Raw genomic sequence first — 15,201 nt, 5'->3', positions numbered from 1 at the left:
TCTTATGTTAGATAAAATCACTAGCAATATTGTCAATAATATAAAGACTATCTACAAAGAATATGCAGTTCAATTTTTAGTATATACAGTAGGTTTTTTAATATTGGCATGGATAATAAAAAATAGTTTGGATCAAAATGGGTTGACGGCAATATATAATGGGGATGCTCTTGTACAGCACTATGCTAGCCAGCAGTATTTGGCGAACTTCTTTTATGATATAATCCACCTTAAGACATCTGTCTTTAGTGAGATAAATTATAAGCTAGCCTTGGGCCAGGATATACTTACCACTTACCATTATTATGGATTAAATGATCCTATAAGTGTGTTTACAGGTCTTAGAAAGATTTATAACCACCAGAAACTATATGCCTTTCTCCTGTTTTTCAGGATGTATCTGGCTGGCATTGGCTTTATAATTATGACCAACAGGTTTAAGAAAAATAAGGCAGTATCTCTAGTGGGGGCCTATATATATGTATTTTGTGGTTATTGTTTAACTGTGGGATTTATGCATCCCTACTTTATTAACCCTATGATACTCTTACCACTACTGATAGCCTCCATAGATATATTGATTAGGGATGGAAAGACACTTGCCTTTGTGATAAGTGTATTTTCTACTATAGTCATCAATTTTTATTTTGCCTATATGATTCTTGTGGTTGGATTTATATATGCAGTTACTTCTCTAGTCTTTGTAAAAAAGGACTTGGGTAGTAAGGAAACTATGAGAGCCTTTAAAAGAGGTATTGGAGGTTTTTTATTAGGATTACTCTTATCAGCATATGTCATAGTTCCACTTATATTGGGCTATGTAGATAGCTATAGGTTCATAGGTAAAAAAGAGTCTATAAACCTATTTATAGGTCTTGAGCAAGTCAGAGATTTTCTATTGCATATATCCTCAGTTCCAGACCTTGAGAGTGATGCTTACCTAGGCATTAGTGGTCTTGTAATACTTGGAATATATAGCGCCATTGCAAGCAAAAAAAAGAAAATTATAAGCCTATTAGTAATAGCTGGCTTGTTTGTAGTTTGCCCCAAGCTTCAATCTATGATGAATGGATTTTCTTATCCAACATATAGGTGGGTATTTGCTATAGACCTACTACTTGCATATATTTTTGTTGACCAATACGATAATATATTAAAGATGTCAGATAAAAAAAGGCTTGGTGCTATGGTATTTATATTGGCCTATATTTTTATAGTGTACAAAAGCGTAGGCAGTGACCAATTAGGGATAAGGGGCAGTATAGGCCCTCTAGTAGGAGCGGGTATTTTTATAGTTCTATCATGGTTGAAAAAATTTAAGTATAGAAATATAGCTATGATATCTGTAGCTTTTCTGCTTATGACAACCAACGTGGTCATATATACAGACTATATCTCAAGCGGCAAACATCTCATAGAAAAAGAATACGTTGACAGGATAGACAATAACTATAATATAAAAATGCTGTCAAATATCACTTCAAGTGGTATGAAAAGAGTTGAGACAGGTGCCAACCGGGATGCTAATTTTTCAGATATATTCTCTTATCCATCTGTTTCTGGTTATTATAGCATACAAAATTATAACTACTCTAGCTTCAACCGTTATTATGAAAATTCTAAGGCATCACCAATAAATAGTGTTACTGGTATGGATTCAAGGTCTTTAGTAGATGGCCTACTATCAGTAAAATATCATTATGGAACGGACAACGTACCCCTTGAATTTAATAATACGGACATCAGTGGAGTATACCAGAATCATAACTATATACCATTCGGGTTTACCTATGACAAGTATGTATGTAAGGATGAACTAGACACAATGAACCCAATCGAAAGGCAGTCCTTTCTTCTAGGTGCGTGTTTGTTGGAAGAAAAAATAGACGGCATAAAGAGATTGGTAAAAGTAAATGACTACTTGGATAAGAGAAATATAGTAAAAGTTGAGAATGGACCCTACAGGCTTGAAAGGGAACAAGACCAAAGCCTAAATATAGGCACTAGGATAAATATTCCTAATGAGGGTGAGTTGTATGCTATAATCAAGAACCCGAGTATATTTTGTAAAAATAATAGGTTTACAAGCCTTGTCAGCAGTTTAGGTCAAGACAGCATCCAAAAAGTAAACACTACATTTATAACGGACAAGTCATCGAAATGGTATACCGGAGAAAAGGGATTGACTGTAAATCTTGGACACTTGAAAAAGGGAGACTATAATTTATCCTATAGACTTCTTGCAGATTGCAATATTGACTCGAAAAATATAGACTATATACTTGTCGATACGGGTAAAATCAAGGATGATTTTACTCAGCCCTCAAGAGAACACCTTGTTGACCTCAATATAAAGGGTGATAAAATTACAGGACAAATTAACTGTGACAAGGATAGGTTATTATTTATATCAATACCATACAGTAAGGGATTTGATATAAAAGTCAATGGGACAAGTGCTAAAGTATACAGGGCGAATATAGGATTTATGGCTGTAAAGCTACCTAGTGGCAACAATTTTGTATCCATAGACTATCATAGACCCGGTCAAAGCTTGGCTTATGTGATTAGCCTACTAGCCTTAATATTTTTGATAGGGTTCGAATTTACAAAAAGAAAAATATTTTCGATAGTGTAAAATAAGTATGGAGTTTTTGAAATAAAAAATAGAGGTTGATTATACAATCAACCTAATAAAAAAGTCCATAAAAACTTGACACTGTCATATTTTCATAAAACATTGACAATATTTGATAAAATTACTATAATAGAGTTGTAAAACAAATATAAATCTTCGGGGGTGGGTGAGATTCCCTACCGGCGGTATAGCCCGCGAGCCACTAGTGGTATGATTTGGTGAGATTCCAAAGCCGACAGTAAAGTCTGGATGAGAGAAGAAATTACTAATTTAGTTAGTCAATCCCGAGGCCATAGGTTTCGGGATTTTTTTGACCCCTGAACTAATTAGGAGGAAAATAATGGAAAGAGTAAGTAGTGCAGTTAGTAAGAGAACATCAACAAAGAAGCTGGTAAAGGTTTCCCTATTGTCGGCTATAGCATTTGTGTTAATGTTTGTGGAGATGCCTATACCGGGCTTGTTTCCAAGTTTTTTGAAGATCGATATATCTGATATACCAGCCCTTATAGCAGGCTTTGCCATGGGACCGGTCGCTGGATTTGCAGTTGAGGGAGTTAAGAATTTCCTACATTTTATCACTGCGACATCTACTGGCGGAGTAGGAGAGTTGGCTAATGTGGTAGTTGGAGGAGCCTTTGTGGTGACAGCATCTACAATATATGCTAACATGAAGAATATAAAGGGCATAGTTATAGGATTTATCGCAGCTACAATAATGATGACATTTATAGGGTCAGTTATGAACTACTTTGTAATGTTGCCTTTCTATGGAAAGTTCATGGGTATGGAAGCTATAATAGGAATGGGTAAGGCAGTTAATCCTAGAGTTAACGACTTATTGTCTTTCGTTCTATGGTTTATCGCACCATTCAATTTAATAAAGGGTATCCTAATTTCTTTATTAACACTTCCTATATACAAGAAGTTGGAGAAGTTTTTTAAAACAGCCTAAGTTTAGAGTTACTTTTTAAAACAGCCTAGGTTTAGAGGCACCCTAGAGACTAATTATAATTTATACGATAATCGGGGTCAGCTATTTTTGCTGGCCCTTTTAAAATGCAAAATCTTAGTAAGGTGAAAAATATAATTTTATATATTATGTGGGCTTGTAAAGTCCAAATTGCCTAATAATATATACAAAATGTTTAATAAGAGATGATTTTCAAAAAAATGTAGGAAAACATTTCCTAGGAGCCTAAAATATGGTAAAATATAGTGTAAGAGGCGATTTATAATTGGGCTCAATATATTTGAATTAGTTGGAGAATTTAAGCAACCAATAATATAGTCGTACATTATTGCTTGTTATTTTTTATAATAATATTTTATGGAGGAATAAAAATGATAAATCAGGATTATTTTATTAATTTAGCAAAAGAAAAAGCTGGTGATGCAATACAGACAGTTGCCGTAGCTGCGCCATATGATGTTGCAACTCTTGAATCACTAAGAAATGCAATGGACCTAGGATTTGTAAAGGTAATACTAGTAGGTGACGAAAGTATAATCAAGGAATCAGCTAAAGAAGGCAATGTAAAGATTGACGATATGGAATTAGTACATGCTGACGACCTAGCAGGATGTGCTCAGGGGGCAGTTGACATGGTAAGACAGGGTAAGGCTGGTCTAATCATGAAGGGACTTATAGATACATCAGTTATTCTAAAGGCAGTTGTAAAGAAGGAAAATGAACTTAGAACTGGAAAGACTCTAAGCTACGTTGGTATCCTATTCAAGGAAGACTACGAAAAGTACTTCCTAACTTCTGATGGCGCTATGCTTATAGCTCCAGATCTTGCTCAGAAGAAGGGTATAGTTGAAAATGCAGTAGAGGTAGCCCATGCTCTTGGTAATGAAATGCCAAAGGTAGCTATGATATGCGCCAAGGAAAAGTACTATGAAAAGATGCCAGCTACTGTAGATGCAGTTGAGTTACAGAAGATGAATCAGGCTGGTGAATTATCTGGATGTATAGTAAGTGGACCTCTTCAGATGGACAATGCTGTAGACAAGCATGCCGTTGAAGTAAAGGGCATTGATGACCCAGTTGCAGGTGAAGCTGATATACTAGTTGTTCCAGCTATAGAGGCAGGGAATGTTTTACTAAAGACTGCTAAATACCTAGGTGGATGGACATTTGGTGGTGTTGTAGTTGGTGCCAAGGTACCTATCGTTGTATGCTCAAGGTCTGATGGAGAAGCTGCTAAGTTGGTTTCAATAGCAGTATCTTGCATGATGGCAGCTAGAAACAAATAAATATAATTATTTATAAATAAGACATATAAATTACCGACCCTCAAAAGTTAGCTTGGCTGACAATTGGGAGGTCGGTTTTTTGCTTTTTATTACTTTGTGATAGGGCTATATTTTATTATAGTCATAGTCCTAGATAGATGTTCTTTTTATGGTAAAACCCATCTCCTCGACCATCTTGATGTCTTCTAGGTGGCTGATTCCTGATGTTGTCAGCATATGACCTGATATCATAGAATCTATACCTGAATCTATGGCAGCTCTACCCTTGTCCTTAAGTAGGACCCTACCTCCTGCAAGCCTGATGCTTTTTTGAGGAAGGATAAATCTATATATTGCTATAGATCTTCTTACTTCTTCATAGGAAAGGGGCTTATTATTTTCTAGGGGGGTGTTTGGTATTGGGTTTAAGATGTTCAGTGGTACTGAATCTACATCCAGGTCTCTTAGGGCAAAGGCCATTTCAATCCTGTTGTCTAGATTTTCTCCAAGTCCAAATATACCGCCACTGCATATTTTTAGTCCTGCCCTTTGAGCAGCTTTTATAGCATTTACCTTGTCTTCGTATGTATGGCTTGTGCATATGTTTTTGAAAAATGATTTGGATGTTTCTAGGTTGTTGTGGTATCTTGAAACTCCTGCATTTTTTAACTTTATAAACTGGTCATAGGACAAGAGACCATTAGAAGAGCAAAGATTGATTGGACAGAGGTCCTTGATTTTCTTAAAAGCCTGACAAATTCTATCGAGCTCAGAGTCGTTCAATTTTCTACCTGAAGTAACTATAGAAAACCTATTAATCTTGTCTTGGTAGTTTTTTATTGCTGATTGGCTGATCTGGTCTGTATCCAATATATCATAGATGTCTACATGGGTATTGTGGTGGGCTGACTGGGCACAGAAGGAACAATTTTCGCTGCAGGACCCACTTTTACCATTTATGATTGTGCATAGGTCAAACTCACCATCAGAAAAGTTATCCCTGATTTCACAGGCCAGTTCAGATAATAGGTCTAGCTCGCATTTTTTTAGGACTTCCATGTCATTATAACTTACCTGATATCCATTTATAATCATATCTTTTAAGGAAATTGCTTGTGAATTAATTTGATTTTCTTTACTATCCATAAATACATACCACCTTTCTTATACAAGATATGATAACATGAAACAACCTATATTGTAAACCTTTAAAGAATATAGTTTACAATATGGGTTTTATAGGAAAAATGATAAATAAGAGTCTATAAAGGGGGCTATAGGTGGCTTTTACTCTACTTTTTGCTTATTATAATACAAAAAACAAATGACTATGTGATATAATAAAAAGATATGGGTAGTTTACATACCCTTAATTGTTCAGAGAAATTACTTCGCAAAATACAGGCTTATCTAGTTTGCTAGGCTACTTGTGGTTTTGTGTTTTATTATAAAATAGGAGGGAATATGGAAAAAATTTATCTAGCTGATGAAAGTTTTACATATGATATGGGACAAAAGATAGGTAGAGCCTTGTTTTCCGGGGCTATAATCTGTCTTAACGGAGATTTGGGTGCAGGTAAGACTGCAATGACTAAATCAATAGCCAAGGCCCTAGGCATTGATGAAGATATAACAAGTCCTACTTTTACTATAGTTAATGAATATAGAGATGGTAGATTAAAGCTAAACCACTTTGATGTCTATAGGATAGGGTCTAGTGATGAAATGTACGATATAGGATTTGATGAATACATAAATTCAGATGGGGTGTCTATCATAGAGTGGTCTACTATTATAGAGGACATCCTACCAGAGGAAAGACTTGATATAGACATAAACTATGAGGGTATGGGTAGGACAATTGAGTTTATACCACATGGAGAAAAATACGAAAAACTAGTCGGGGAGGTTGTTGGACAATGAATATACTAGGACTAGATACTTCTTCAAGGGCAGCGAGCGTTGCCTTATGGAGAGATGGAGTATTGCTAGGAGAAATCCTAATAAACGATAAGAGAACACATTCACAAAAGCTAATGCCAATGCTTGAGGACCTACTTAAGTTGGCTGATATGAAAATAGAGGATATAGACCTTTTAGCTGTATGCTTGGGGCCTGGTTCATTTACAGGTATAAGAATTGCAGTTGCTACAGTGAAGGCTATAGCCCATGTTAGGGACCTCCCGATTGTTGGAATCAATTCTTTGGAGAATATAGCCTATTCAATGATCGACTCTAGTACGACTATAATACCTATCTTGGACGCCCAGTCAAGCCAGGTATACACAGGAGCATACGAGTTTGTAGGGGGCGAGTTAAATACAATAAAAGACATGTGTGTTGAGGATATAAGAGATGTACTTGCCTACGCAAAAGAACTAGAAGATAAAAAAAAGACAGTGACAATAGTTGGTGAAGGGGTCTACAAGTATATGGACAAGTTGCTATCAGCCTTATCTGATAGGATAAGGGTAGCCAACCCTAATTCCAATGTATCTAGGGCAGCGAGTCTTTGCCATTGTGCTTCTATAAAATACCAAGAAAAGAAAGATATTTCAACTTGCTATGACCTAGCACCGATTTATTTAAGAAAGTCACAGGCAGAGGTCCAGTACGAAGAAAAACAGAGGAAATTAAAAAATGATTTATAGGAATATGAAGGACACGGACATTTATGGGGTCTATGAGGTGGAAGTATCTGCCTTTAGCGAGCCTTGGTCATACAATGCCCTAAGAGATGAATTGAAAAACAAGCTGGCGAAATACATAGTAGCCGAAGACCAAGGAAGGATAGTGGGATACTTGGGCACATGGCATATAATAGATGAGGCCCACATAACCAATGTAGCTGTTCATAAGGACTACAGGGGTAGGGGCATAGGTAACGGACTGATGGAAGCCTTGGATAAGCAATGCAAGGAATATAATATAGCATCTATTACCCTAGAGGTAAGGTCTAGCAATACAGTAGCCCAAAATCTTTACAAAAAATACGGTTTTTTGATAAGCGGTATAAGAAAAGAATACTATCATGACAATAAGGAAGATGCTTTGATAATGTGGAAGCAACTCAGGGAGGTATTTTAATGAAGGATATAATAACACTAGCGATAGAATCTAGTTGTGACGAAACTGCCTGTGCTATACTTAAAAATGGCAGGCAGGTCCTTGCAAATGTGATATCTACGCAGATTGACATACATAAGAAATTCGGCGGTGTCGTACCAGAAGTGGCATCGAGAAAACACATAGAAAATATAGATATAGTTGTCGAGGAGGCTCTTGAAAAGGCAGGAATGAAATTTTCAGACATAAGTCATATAGCTGTGACATATGGTCCTGGTCTTGTTGGAGCCTTGTTGGTGGGGCTTTCATATGCAAAGAGCCTAGCTTTTAGTCTTGGTATACCTTTAGTAGGGGTCAATCATATAGAGGGTCATCTTTCAGCCAATTACATTGAGCATGAGGACCTAGTACCTCCATTTGTGACCTTGATAGTATCAGGTGGCCATACTCATCTTGTAGAGGTCAAGGACTATGGCGACTATGAGATACTTGGTAAGACTAAGGATGACGCATCAGGAGAAGCATTTGACAAGATAGCTCGTGCTATGGGACTAGGCTATCCGGGCGGACCAATAGTCGATAGGTTGGCCAAAGAGGGAGACCCCAATGCCATTGATTTTCCTAGGGCCTGCATTCATGAAGAAGGCTATGACTTTTCTTTTAGTGGCCTAAAATCATCTGTTTTAAACTACCTGAACTCTATGAAGATGAAGGAAAAAGAAATAGTAGCAGAGGATGTGTGTGCATCTTTTCAGGCGGCTGTTGTTGACGTATTGTCTTATAAGGCTATAAAGGCTACAAAAGACAAGGGATATACAAGGCTTACCCTATCAGGCGGGGTAGCTGCGAACTCAGCTCTTAGGGATACCCTAAAGACAAGGGCTGAACTTGAAGGTATAGATTTGAAGTACCCACCGATGGTTTTGTGTACGGATAATGCAGCGATGATAGGCTGTGCAGGTTATTATAGGTATATAAATGGCAGAAGAGACGATATGTACCTAAATGCTGTGCCAAACCTGAAGATAAACGAGGGTTAGGAGGACATAAAATGATAATGCTGTCTTGTAACAATGTTACAAAAAACTTTGGTGTCGATACTATACTTGAAGATATATCTTTTTCGGTAAACGAGGGTGACAAGGTCGGTATAGTAGGGATAAACGGTACTGGTAAGACGACACTATTTAAGATAATAACTGGAATATATGGCTATGACAATGGAGATATATATACAGCCAAGAATTGTAGGATGGGGTATCTAGAACAGAATACAAATTTCTACTCAGAAAAGACCATATATGAAGAACTTGTATCTGTATTTGAAGACCTGATTGAGTCTGAGAAAGAGTTAAGAGAATTGGAGCACAAGATAGCTCAGATGTCTGGTGATTCTGGCTCTGGCAAGGAATTAAAGAAATTAATGGACGAATACGGTCACAAGTATGAAGTCTTTGAGCAGAACAACGGCTATGGATATAAGAGTGAAGTGCTTGGAATCCTAAGGGGCTTGGGCTTTAAGGATGAAGACATGGACAAGGAAGTAAATGTCCTATCCGGTGGTGAGAAGACCAGGGTTCTCCTTGGTAAACTACTGCTTTCTAAGCCGTCGCTACTCCTACTTGACGAACCTACAAACCACCTTGATTCAGAGGCTGTAGAATGGTTGGAAGGATTTTTGAGGTCCTATGATGCAACCCTAATGATTATATCCCATGACAGGTATTTCCTAGACCAATCTGTCAACAGGATATTTGAAATGTCAAACAAGAGGTTGACCGCCTACAAGGGTAACTATACTGAATACCAAAAACAGGCTAAACTCCAGAGGGAGATAGACCTTAAAAACTATGAAAACCAGCAAAGAGAGATAAAGAAGCAGGAAGAATCAATAGAGAGACTCAAGTCTTACGGACGTGAAAAACATATAAAAAGGGCAAGAAGCAAGGAAAAGATGCTAGACAAGGTTGAAAGACTTGAAAAACCACAGGAGATAAAGAAAAAGGCTAGGTTTACATTTAGCCAGACTAGACAAAGTGGTAATGATGTCCTTCACCTTGAGGATATAAAAAAGTCTTACGGAGAAAGAATCCTATTTAAGGACCTAAACCTGGATATATACAGGGGAGAAAAGGTTGCATTGATAGGGCCGAATGGTGCGGGCAAATCTACCTTATTCAAGATGATTCTAGGCCAGGAGGACTATGACCAGGGCTTGGTCAAAATAGGACAAAATGTTGAAACATCATACTTCCACCAGGAGCAAAAAACCTTAAACATCAAAAATACTATAATTGATGAAATATGGGATGCCAACCCACATTTAAGTCAGACTGAGGTTAGAAACATGCTTGGAGGATTTTTGTTTGAAGGAGAAGAGGTATTTAAACCGATTAAGTCCCTAAGTGGTGGAGAGAGGGCCAGAGTTGCAATACTAAAGTTGATCTTATCTCAATCAAACTTTTTATTGCTGGATGAACCTACCAACCACTTGGATATAGATTCAAAAGAAGTCTTGGAAGAAGCTTTATTAGATTATGAAGGCACTTTATTTACTATATCTCATGATAGATATTTTCTTAACACAGTCATTGACAAAATTTTAGTTTTAGGTGAAAATGGAATAGAAGAATATCTTGGAAATTATGACTACTATCAGGCCAAGAAAAAACAACAATATGACCTTGAAAATTTATATGTTGAGCCTCAAGACACTGGTAAAACAAAGACTCAGATAAAGGAAGAGAGAAGAAGAGAAAAGGAAAAAAGACAGGAAGCCAACAAGGCCAAAAAAATCGTAAAAGATATAGAAGATAGGATCAATCTAGTTGAAAAACAGATAGGTGGTCTTGAGATGATGTTGTGTCAAGAAGAGATATACTCTAGCCCAGACAAGCTAAAAGAGGTAAATTTAGAGAAATCCGACCTAGAAAAAGAGCTTGAAAAATTATATACAAAATGGGAAGAAATAATAGAATAATATGTTTTAAATTTATCTAAAATAATGTATAATAGTATGTATAAATCTCAATTTTGTTATTTTATTGTAAAACTATAAATAGATATAGGTATTTACTAATAAAATTTTATGAGATTGTTTTATTATTTGGATAATTATAATGCTACTACTTTAAAATAAAGCTAAAAACACAAGGAGGATTAATTGGAATGGGAAATAAAAACATATCAATGGCAGTCATCAGAAGATTGCCGAAATACTATAGATATTTGGCAGATTTATTATCTAGAGATATTCAGAGGATATCTTCAAAAGAACTAAGTGAGATAATTGGTTTTACTGCATCTCAGATTAGACAAGACCTTAACAATTTTGGTGGCTTTGGTCAGCAGGGTTATGGATATAATGTAGAGGCACTACATAGAGAAATTGGTAAGATACTAGGTCTTGATAGAAAGTACAGGGCTGTTTTGGTTGGTGCTGGTAACCTAGGTCAGGCCTTGACAAATTATTCTGGATTTAAGAATGCAGGATTTAATATCGAAGCTGTTTTTGATGCCAATCCTAAGATGATAGGGCTAAAGATTAGAGACTATGAGATAATGGATTCAGATAATATAGAGTCATTTGTATCTAACAACGATATAGATATAGCTATCTTGTGTATACCTAAGAACGGGGCTCAGGCAGTAGCTGACAAATTGGTTTCATCTGGTGTTAGGGGTATTTGGAACTTTGCTCCAATAGACCTAGAAGTTCCATCAGAAGTAATAGTTGAAAATGTAAACCTTACAGAGAGTCTATTTACTCTTTCATATCTGATGAAGGAAAGTGATGACCAGTTATAGGGATAATTCTTTATTAGACTTTAGGTTTTGATGCTTAGTTTCTATCTTAACCACAGTGTCTAGGGCTTATGTTTAAAATTTTAGAGAATATAAAAGAGATTGTAGAATGTTAAATTCTTCAATCTCTTATTTTTTATCTAGCCTATTTAAATAAGTCCTACCTAAAGTGAATTTGTTTTATCATATCAAGGAACTCTTTATTTGACTTTGTCTTTTTCATTTCCTCTATTACTTGGTCTGTTGCTAATTGTGAATTTTTGGAGTCAAGGCTTCTCCTTAGTTTGTATAAGGAATCCATCTCTTCCTTTGAAAGGAGTAGGTCCTCACGTCTCGTGCTAGACCTGTAGATGTCTATAGCTGGGAATATTCTCTTTTCAGCCATATTTCTATCTAGACACAACTCCATGTTTCCAGTTCCCTTGAATTCTTCAAAAATTATATCATCCATTTTAGATCCTGTGTCTACAAGGGCTGTTCCCAATATAGTAAGTGAACCACCTCCACGAATGTTTCTTGCAGCACCAAAGAATTTCTTTGGACCATGAAGAGCTCCGGGATCAAGTCCACCAGAAAGTGTCCTACCTGTAGGATTGATTGTAAGGTTGTAGGCTCTTGCTAACCTAGTGATACTGTCTAGTAGGATTACGACATCCTTGCCATGTTCTACAAGCCTTTGGGCCCTGCCAAGTACCATCTCTGCTACCTTGACATGGTGACTAGATGCCTGGTCAAAAGTAGAGTATATTACTTCGCCATCTATGGACTCCATCATATCTGTTACTTCTTCTGGTCTTTCGTCTATTAGAAGGATTATAAGAGTAACATCAGGGTAGTTTTCTGATATTGAGTTGGCGATTTCTTTTAATAGCATTGTCTTACCAACCTTAGGTGGTGCTACTATTAGCCCCCTCTGACCCATTCCTATTGGAGAAAATAGGTCTACAATTCTTGATGACAGGCCGCTATTTTCAGATTCTAACCTCAATTTCTTGTCTGGATAAATTGGTGTTAATTGTTCAAAAGGTGTCCTTGTTCTTGCAACTGAAGGATTGTCTCCGTTTACTAGGTGAATAAACATCATTCCTCTGAATTTTTCATTAGGGTTCTCAGGCTTAGCAACACCTGTGATATAGTCGCCAGTCTTTAACCATAACTTTCTTATCTGATTGGGTGATACATAGATGTCATTTTCTGTTGATAGGTAGTTGCTACCTCTTAGGAATCCAAAACCATCAGGAAGTATTTCTAGGATACCCTCCACCTTATTTTCATCAGTCATTTCAGGAGGAGTGGTGTATAAAAGTTTTTTCTCGTCTCTATTGTCGTGCCTGCTATCATAACGGCTATCACTACGATTATCTTGTCTACTATCATAGCGGTTATCACTACGACCATCTTGTCTATTATCATAGTGGTTGTCACTACGACGGTTGTTTTGCTGGTCTGCCATCTGATCACCTGTGTTTTGTCTGTAAGTCACAGTTTTATTCATCTGCTTATCAAGATCAGAATCAGAGCTAGTATCATTTTTCTCAACGATATCTTCTCTCTTGGCATACATTTCAGCTATTTTTTCTATCAAATCCGATTTTTTATAAGTAGTAGATGATTTAACGCCTAGGTTCTTGGCTATGATCCTAAGTTCTATCAGACTTTCCTTTTTTAAATCATCAATCTTTTTGTTTAATTCCAAGTTCTATACCGCCTTTCTATAAAAACAAGCTGATTGTAAAAGCTACACTTGATACAGCAAACATTAAGGCTATAGAAACAGCAATAACCTTGTACAGTAGTTTATCATTTTTTTTCTTTGTTTTAGACATTATATCACCTCATATAAATCTTTTGCGTCATCTTTTAGTACGTGCTCTCTTATATCAGTAATTCTACATCTGATTGCCTTTTCGCCAAAAGTAAGGGTAAGTTCGTCTCCGATTTTAACTTCAGATGAAGACTTTGCTGTCTTACCGTTTATTTGAACCAAGCCCTTTTCACAGGCTTCTTTGGCTACAGTTCTTCTTTTTATTATTCTTGAAACTTTTAAAAATTTATCTAATCTCATTTCTACATCTCCATAATATTCTTATATCCTATATATTATATCATAGAAGAGAAGAATGTAGAAATAATATTATTATATATAGGTTTTAAAAAGAAGTTAATTAATGTGAATAAAAAAATAGTACTGATCTTATGACCAATACCATTTTTGCTTTATGCGAATCAACTATTATTTGTTTACTAATTCCTTAAGACCCTTACCAGCCTTGAATACTGGTGCCTTTGATGCAGGTATTTCTATAGTTTCGTCTGGCTTTCTTGGGTTTCTACCTGATCTAGCAGCTCTTTCTCTAGTTTCAAAAGTACCAAAACCTACTAACTGAACTTTTTCTCCTGCTACTAGAGTTTCTTCTACAACATCCATAAATGCATTTAATGCAAGTTCACTTTCTTTCTTTGTTAAGTTACTTTTTTCTGCAATCTTAGCAACTAATTCTGCCTTATTCACAATAATTACCTCCTGTAATAATATATTTTTTTACAACATAAATTATAATTTACTTTGTTGACAAGATTATTATACCCCAAGAAGGCTTAAATATCAACAAAAACAAGGAAATTATTGCAAATAAAGATGTGGGAATATTTTTAAAAATAAACACATAAAAGAAGAAAGTAGTAAATTTTGTGGTGGAGAAGTGGAGGTTTAATAAGATGAAATGATAAAAAGAATTTATTAATATATATTATCAATTGAAAGGAAGATATGGGGGATATATTTAAATATATAAATAAATAATACTGAAATTTCAATGTAAAACAAAAATAAAAAATAAAATAAAAAAAACTAATAAATCAATTGCAAAAAGTCCCTCTTGATGTTATAATAAGTTTGTAAAGAAAATATATTTATCGAAAAATGGAGGATTTAGAAATGGCTTACGTAATTAAAGATTCTTGTATCGCTTGTGGAGCATGTGCTGCTGAATGTCCAGTATCTTGTATATCTGACGGAGATATCTATTCAATAGATGCATCTGCTTGTATAGACTGTGGTTCATGTGCTGGTGTTTGTCCAGTTGACGCTCCTCAGCCAGAATAATAATTAAAAATTATTCAGCACCCTGAGATTATTCTTAGGGTGTTTTTTGCGTATGACGGGCATGCCGTCAGTCTGTGGTGAAAGTCCACGTAAGGCGTAGTTGCCGACGAACCTCATAGCAACTTGCAAGGTTATCACCGTGAGGTGATGGCGAGAAGAAGCAATAGCAAAATCGTAGCCTGACGTACAGAAACCTAATATAAAGGCTTACATAAAGGATGAGTGGGCTCAAAGTCACGAAGTCCAAAAGGCAAACGTAACTTATGTAAGTAAATTAGGCAGGTAGACGAGGAAAGACTGACGACTTATCCCGTGAGGTCTCACAGAGGGAAAACCTAGTAACAACGAACTG

Annotated in this window: 14 protein-coding genes and 1 riboswitch; of the genes, 10 read left to right on the top strand and 4 right to left on the bottom strand. The window is 36.1% G+C overall.

The window, feature by feature from the left end; translation table 11 throughout:
• Positions 1–4 precede the first annotated feature (4 nt).
• The 3 genes from F823_RS0104430 to F823_RS0104420 all read left to right on the top strand — a co-directional run bounded on the left by F823_RS0104430 (position 5) and on the right by F823_RS0104420 (position 4,894).
• A complete protein-coding gene (locus F823_RS0104430) occupies positions 5–2,638 on the top strand; it encodes a YfhO family protein (protein WP_002846626.1) in 2,634 nt (877 codons plus the stop codon).
• 148 nt (positions 2,639–2,786) lie between these two features.
• Positions 2,787–2,903: riboswitch (FMN riboswitch) on the top strand.
• A gap of 75 nt (positions 2,904–2,978) precedes the next feature.
• Positions 2,979–3,590: an ECF transporter S component gene (locus tag F823_RS0104425; protein WP_002845754.1), complete on the top strand. Its 612-nt coding sequence runs from the start codon at positions 2,979–2,981 to the stop codon at positions 3,588–3,590.
• Positions 3,591–3,979: 389 nt separating this feature from the next.
• A complete protein-coding gene (locus F823_RS0104420) occupies positions 3,980–4,894 on the top strand; it encodes a bifunctional enoyl-CoA hydratase/phosphate acetyltransferase (protein ID WP_002845756.1) in 915 nt (304 codons plus the stop codon).
• 129 nt (positions 4,895–5,023) lie between these two features.
• On the opposite strand, the gene bioB is transcribed toward F823_RS0104420, so the two are convergent.
• Complete coding sequence (bioB, locus tag F823_RS0104415) at positions 5,024–6,019, bottom strand: biotin synthase BioB (protein WP_002845758.1); 996 nt, start codon at positions 6,017–6,019, stop codon at positions 5,024–5,026.
• Between the two features lie 318 nt (positions 6,020–6,337).
• Here bioB and tsaE point away from each other — a divergent pair, with 318 nt between their 5' ends.
• From tsaE to F823_RS0104385, 6 genes are all read left to right on the top strand, one after another.
• Positions 6,338–6,796, top strand: a complete 459-nt coding sequence (gene tsaE, locus F823_RS0104410; protein ID WP_004167125.1) for a tRNA (adenosine(37)-N6)-threonylcarbamoyltransferase complex ATPase subunit type 1 TsaE — start codon at positions 6,338–6,340, stop codon at positions 6,794–6,796.
• Positions 6,793–7,524, top strand: a complete 732-nt coding sequence (gene tsaB / locus F823_RS0104405; RefSeq protein WP_002845760.1) for a tRNA (adenosine(37)-N6)-threonylcarbamoyltransferase complex dimerization subunit type 1 TsaB — start codon at positions 6,793–6,795, stop codon at positions 7,522–7,524. The genes tsaE and tsaB overlap by 4 nt, the downstream gene beginning before the upstream one ends.
• Entirely contained in the window at positions 7,514–7,960 is a 447-nt protein-coding gene (gene rimI / locus F823_RS0104400) for a ribosomal protein S18-alanine N-acetyltransferase (RefSeq protein ID WP_002845761.1), read from the top strand. Before tsaB ends, rimI begins: the two co-directional genes overlap by 11 nt.
• Positions 7,960–8,979 carry a tRNA (adenosine(37)-N6)-threonylcarbamoyltransferase complex transferase subunit TsaD gene (gene tsaD / locus F823_RS0104395; RefSeq protein ID WP_002845766.1) on the top strand — a complete coding sequence of 340 codons (1,020 nt, stop codon included), beginning with the start codon at positions 7,960–7,962 and terminating at the stop codon, positions 8,977–8,979. Before rimI ends, tsaD begins: the two co-directional genes overlap by 1 nt.
• Before the next feature lie 11 nt (positions 8,980–8,990).
• Positions 8,991–10,919, top strand: a complete 1,929-nt coding sequence (gene abc-f, locus F823_RS0104390) for a ribosomal protection-like ABC-F family protein (RefSeq protein ID WP_002845767.1) — start codon at positions 8,991–8,993, stop codon at positions 10,917–10,919.
• A gap of 188 nt (positions 10,920–11,107) precedes the next feature.
• Complete coding sequence (locus F823_RS0104385) at positions 11,108–11,746, top strand: redox-sensing transcriptional repressor Rex (RefSeq protein ID WP_002845768.1); 639 nt, start codon at positions 11,108–11,110, stop codon at positions 11,744–11,746.
• A 157-nt stretch (positions 11,747–11,903) separates the two neighbouring features.
• Here the strand turns inward: F823_RS0104385 and rho are convergent, their stop codons facing one another.
• The 3 genes from rho to F823_RS0104365 form a co-directional block, all read right to left on the bottom strand.
• On the bottom strand, positions 11,904–13,439 hold the full coding sequence (gene rho, locus F823_RS0104380) for a transcription termination factor Rho (RefSeq protein ID WP_002845769.1): 1,536 nt from the start codon (positions 13,437–13,439) through the stop codon (positions 11,904–11,906).
• A 129-nt stretch (positions 13,440–13,568) separates the two neighbouring features.
• Positions 13,569–13,808 (bottom strand): RNA-binding S4 domain-containing protein, encoded by a 240-nt coding sequence (locus F823_RS0104370; RefSeq protein ID WP_002845770.1) that lies wholly within the window; start codon positions 13,806–13,808, stop codon positions 13,569–13,571.
• 168 nt (positions 13,809–13,976) lie between these two features.
• Positions 13,977–14,255: an HU family DNA-binding protein gene (locus F823_RS0104365; protein ID WP_002845772.1), complete on the bottom strand. Its 279-nt coding sequence runs from the start codon at positions 14,253–14,255 to the stop codon at positions 13,977–13,979.
• A 426-nt stretch (positions 14,256–14,681) separates the two neighbouring features.
• On the opposite strand from F823_RS0104365, the gene F823_RS0104360 reads away from it, so the two are divergent.
• Entirely contained in the window at positions 14,682–14,849 is a 168-nt protein-coding gene (locus F823_RS0104360; protein WP_004167102.1) for a DUF362 domain-containing protein, read from the top strand.
• The last annotated feature ends 352 nt before the right edge of the window (positions 14,850–15,201 follow it).

The sequence above is a fragment of the Peptostreptococcus anaerobius VPI 4330 = DSM 2949 genome (assembly GCF_000381525.1).
Classification (GTDB): domain Bacteria; phylum Bacillota; class Clostridia; order Peptostreptococcales; family Peptostreptococcaceae; genus Peptostreptococcus; species Peptostreptococcus anaerobius.
Note: the sequence above shows the minus strand (reverse complement) of the source record. Positions and strands in the feature narration are given on the sequence as shown.

Coding starts and splice junctions, on each gene's coding strand:
- F823_RS0104430 (WP_002846626.1), top strand. CDS start 5: ATGTTAGATAAAATCACTAGCAATATTGTCAATAATATAAAGACTATC.
- F823_RS0104425 (WP_002845754.1), top strand. CDS start 2,979: ATGGAAAGAGTAAGTAGTGCAGTTAGTAAGAGAACATCAACAAAGAAG.
- F823_RS0104420 (WP_002845756.1), top strand. CDS start 3,980: ATGATAAATCAGGATTATTTTATTAATTTAGCAAAAGAAAAAGCTGGT.
- bioB (WP_002845758.1), bottom strand. CDS start 6,019: ATGGATAGTAAAGAAAATCAAATTAATTCACAAGCAATTTCCTTAAAA.
- tsaE (WP_004167125.1), top strand. CDS start 6,338: ATGGAAAAAATTTATCTAGCTGATGAAAGTTTTACATATGATATGGGA.
- tsaB (WP_002845760.1), top strand. CDS start 6,793: ATGAATATACTAGGACTAGATACTTCTTCAAGGGCAGCGAGCGTTGCC.
- rimI (WP_002845761.1), top strand. CDS start 7,514: ATGATTTATAGGAATATGAAGGACACGGACATTTATGGGGTCTATGAG.
- tsaD (WP_002845766.1), top strand. CDS start 7,960: ATGAAGGATATAATAACACTAGCGATAGAATCTAGTTGTGACGAAACT.
- abc-f (WP_002845767.1), top strand. CDS start 8,991: ATGATAATGCTGTCTTGTAACAATGTTACAAAAAACTTTGGTGTCGAT.
- F823_RS0104385 (WP_002845768.1), top strand. CDS start 11,108: ATGGGAAATAAAAACATATCAATGGCAGTCATCAGAAGATTGCCGAAA.
- F823_RS0104370 (WP_002845770.1), bottom strand. CDS start 13,808: ATGAGATTAGATAAATTTTTAAAAGTTTCAAGAATAATAAAAAGAAGA.
- F823_RS0104360 (WP_004167102.1), top strand. CDS start 14,682: ATGGCTTACGTAATTAAAGATTCTTGTATCGCTTGTGGAGCATGTGCT.